At 69.1% G+C, this 3,339-nt stretch carries 4 protein-coding genes; all 4 read left to right on the top strand.

The window, feature by feature from the left end; all coding sequences use genetic code 11:
• Positions 1 to 232: 232 nt before the first annotated feature.
• From Q4F73_RS12090 to Q4F73_RS12075, 4 genes are read left to right on the top strand one after another with little or no spacing between them, the layout of a single operon-like run.
• On the top strand, positions 233 to 1,039 hold the full coding sequence (locus Q4F73_RS12090) for an ABC transporter ATP-binding protein (RefSeq protein ID WP_303359593.1): 807 nt from the start codon (positions 233 to 235) through the stop codon (positions 1,037 to 1,039).
• Complete coding sequence (locus Q4F73_RS12085) at positions 1,036 to 1,680, top strand: ABC transporter permease (protein ID WP_303359592.1); 645 nt, start codon at positions 1,036 to 1,038, stop codon at positions 1,678 to 1,680. Before Q4F73_RS12090 ends, Q4F73_RS12085 begins: the two co-directional genes overlap by 4 nt.
• Positions 1,677 to 2,342: an ABC transporter permease gene (locus Q4F73_RS12080; protein ID WP_303359591.1), complete on the top strand. Its 666-nt coding sequence runs from the start codon at positions 1,677 to 1,679 to the stop codon at positions 2,340 to 2,342. The genes Q4F73_RS12085 and Q4F73_RS12080 overlap by 4 nt, the downstream gene beginning before the upstream one ends.
• Entirely contained in the window at positions 2,339 to 3,268 is a 930-nt protein-coding gene (locus Q4F73_RS12075) for an ABC transporter substrate-binding protein (RefSeq protein WP_303359590.1), read from the top strand. The genes Q4F73_RS12080 and Q4F73_RS12075 overlap by 4 nt, the downstream gene beginning before the upstream one ends.
• Positions 3,269 to 3,339 lie beyond the last annotated feature (71 nt).

The following is a 3,339-nucleotide window of genomic DNA, read 5'->3' as shown; positions in this document are numbered from 1 at the left end:
GGAGGGTGCCGCTCTCGCTCAGGGTCTGCATGGGATCCATTGTGCCCGCATGCTCGGGGGCGAGGTCAAGGGGTGGGGTGCTGCTTGGCGCTGTCCCAGAACTCCGGGAGGATCCGGATGCGGCGGAGGATCTGATGCGGGACGCCCTCGCCTGACGGGCACACCCGGAGGCGCACACATAAACGTGGCTAGACTTGCATGACACCCGTCCCCGACACCAAGGTATCCCGCGATGATCGACTTCGACCGCGTCTCCCGCACCTACCCGGGAACGCGGCAACCGGCGGTCGCGGAGTTCTCCCATCATGTGGAGCCGGGGTCGACCACCGTGTTCGTCGGGCCCTCCGGCTGCGGCAAGACGACGCTGCTGCGGATGGTCAACCGGATGGTCCCGGCGGACACCGGCGCCGTGCGCGTCCGCGGGAAGGATGTCGCCACGCTCGACCCGGTGCAGCTCCGGCGCTCCATCGGCTACGTCATGCAGCACTCCGGGCTGCTGCCGCACCGGACGGTCATCGACAATGTGGCCACCGTCGCGCAGCTAGGTGGGGTCGGCAGGAAAGAGTCCCGCGAGCGGGCGGCCGAGATGCTGCGGCTGGTGGGCCTCGACCCGGCCCTGGGCAGGCGCTACCCGGCGGAACTGTCCGGCGGACAGGCGCAGCGCGTCGGGGTGGCCCGCGGCCTCGTCGCCGACCCGGACATCCTGCTCATGGACGAACCCTTCGGCGCCGTCGACCCTGTCGTGCGACATGGCCTGCAGGAGGAGATCCTCGCGTTGCAGGAGCGGATGTCCAAGACGATCCTCATGGTCACCCACGACATCGACGAGGCCTTCCTCCTCGGTGACACCGTCGTCCTGCTGGGTGAGCGCGCCCACATCGAGCAGGTCGGGCCGCCCGAGGAGTTCCTCACCGCGCCGGCCAATGACCGCGTCCGCGAGTTCACGGGTGCCGACGGACGGGCGTTGCGCGTCGAGAAGCGGGACGGGCGCGAGGTCGTCGTTGACTCCCGCGGCCGGGTACGCGGGGTGCTGGAATGAGATGGGACTGGATCGTCGACAACTTCGGCCGCATCGGTGAGCTGGCGTGGGCGCACTTCTCCCTGTCGTGGCCGGCGATCCTCGCCTCCTTCCTCATCGCCCTGCCGCTTGGATGGTTTGCGCACCGCCACGGCTGGGCGCGGGAGGCGGTCGTGGTGCTCACCGGGCTGCTCTACGTCATCCCCTCGCTGGCGTTGTTCGTGGTCATGCCGCTGGTCCTGGGCACGTCGATCCTCTCGCCGCTCAACGTCATCGTCGCCATGACGCTCTACGGGCTGGCGCTGCAGGTCCGCGCCACGGTTGACGCCTTCGGCACCGTGCCGGGGGACGTGCGCCAGGCGGCAATCGCGACGGGATACCCGGCCTGGCGACGTGTGCTCACCGTGGAACTTCCCCTGGCCGGCCCCGCGCTGCTCTCCGGCATCCGCGTGGTCGCCGCATCGACGATCTCCCTGGTCTCCGTCGGTGCGCTCATCGGCGTCGCCTCGCTGGGCACGCTGTTCACCGAGGGATTCCAGCGTTCGTTCCCGACGCAGATCATCGTCGGCCTGGTGGGTACCGTGCTGCTCGCCGTGCTTATCGACGCCGCCCTCGTCCTCCTCGGACGCCTCCTCATGCCGTGGGCGCGGAGGGTCGGATGAACCAGCTGCAGCCCACGTGGGCCTTCCTCTCCGATCCGGAGCGCTGGCCCCTCATCCTCGCGCGGACCCTCGACCACCTCGGGTACACCGCGTTGGCGGTGGGGATCTCCCTGCTCATCGCTATCCCGCTAGGGCTGTGGGTGGGACACACCCGCCGCGGCGCGGACGTGGTGCTGTCGGCGGCCGGGGCCCTGCGGGCGTTGCCCTCGCTGGGCCTGCTCACCTGGTTGACGATCTCCATGTCGATGGGTGTGCGTCTGCCGTTGGTTCCCTCCACCATTGTGCTCATCATCCTTGCGGTGCCCCCTCTGCTGGCGGGCATCGTCGCCGGGATGGTGGCCGTTCCCCGGCAGGTCATCGATTCCGCCCGGGCCACCGGCTACAGCGAAGCCCAGATCCTCGGCCGGGTGGAGATCCCCCTCGGCCTGCCCGTCATGATCGGCGGTCTGCGTTCCTGCGTGGTCCAGGTACTGGCGACGGCCACCATCGTCGCCTACATCGGGCTCTCCGGTCTGGGCCGCTACCTCATCGACGGCCTCGCCCTGCGTGACTATCCCCAGATGCTCGCCGGGGCGGTGCTGGTCACCGGGCTCGCCCTGGTGGTCGACCTCGTGCTCGCCCTCGTTCAGAAAACACTTCAACCGAAAGGACGTGTGTCATGAAACTCCGACTCACCACCACCCTGTTCGCCCTCTCCGCCCTGGCTCTGAGCTCCTGCTCCTCCGGGGACGATCCCCTGGCCACCTCGCCTACGGCCGAGGCCGGGGACGAGGTCATCACCATCGGCACCGCCAACTTCCCCGAATCCGAGATCATCGGCCAGATCTGGGCCGCTGCCCTGGAGGACGCCGGCTTCGAGGTCGAGGTCAATTCCGGCATCGGCTCCCGCGAGGTCTACCTCCAGGCCCTCGAGGAGGGCAGCATCGACCTCGTGCCCGAGTACTCCGGCAACCTCGCCCAGTTCTACGGCGCGGAACTCGACGCCGGCACCGATGCCGACGGCGTCGTCGACGCGCTCGACGAGGTCCTGCCCGAGGGCCTGGTGGCCGGGGAGATCGCGGAGGGCGAGTCCAAGGACTCCTACCGCGTCACCCGCGAGCTCGCCGAGGAGTACAACCTGGAGAATCTCGGCGACCTGGAGAATCTCGATCAGGTGCGCATCGCCGCCAACCCCGAGTTCGCCGAGCGCCCCTACGGCCCGCCCGGCCTGGCCTCCGTCTACGGGGTGGCAGAGGACAAGATCTCCGTCGTGCCGATCTCCGACGGCGGCGGCCCGCTCACCATCGCCGCCGTGGTGGAGGGCACGGCCGAGGTCGCCGACATCTACACCACCTCCCCGCTGCTCGATTCCGACGGGGAAGAGGTGGACCTGGTCACCCTCGAGGATCCGGAGCAGCTCATCCTGCCGCAGAACGTCCTGCCGCTCATGCGTGCCGACGCCATCCCGCAGGAGGCCCTCGACGCCATCAACGGCATCTCGGGAGAGCTGAGCACCGAGGTCCTCGTCGAGCTCAACCTGCGCAACATCGGTGAGGAGAAGGCCGAGCCGCCGGTCATCGCCCGCGACTTCGTCGACGAGCACGCCTGATCCTCCCGCAGGGTTCCCACGTAAGGAGCATCGAGCTTCTTCCGCGAGCTGGGGAAATGGCGGATGGCGCG

The sequence above is a fragment of the Corynebacterium sp. genome (assembly GCF_030535495.1).
In the GTDB taxonomy this organism is placed as follows: Bacteria; Actinomycetota; Actinomycetes; order Mycobacteriales; family Mycobacteriaceae; genus Corynebacterium.
The sequence above is the reverse complement of the archived record's forward strand: the minus strand, read 5'-3'. Positions and strand labels throughout refer to the sequence as shown.

Coding starts and splice junctions, on each gene's coding strand:
- Q4F73_RS12090 (WP_303359593.1), top strand. CDS start 233: ATGATCGACTTCGACCGCGTCTCCCGCACCTACCCGGGAACGCGGCAA.
- Q4F73_RS12085 (WP_303359592.1), top strand. CDS start 1,036: ATGAGATGGGACTGGATCGTCGACAACTTCGGCCGCATCGGTGAGCTG.
- Q4F73_RS12080 (WP_303359591.1), top strand. CDS start 1,677: ATGAACCAGCTGCAGCCCACGTGGGCCTTCCTCTCCGATCCGGAGCGC.
- Q4F73_RS12075 (WP_303359590.1), top strand. CDS start 2,339: ATGAAACTCCGACTCACCACCACCCTGTTCGCCCTCTCCGCCCTGGCT.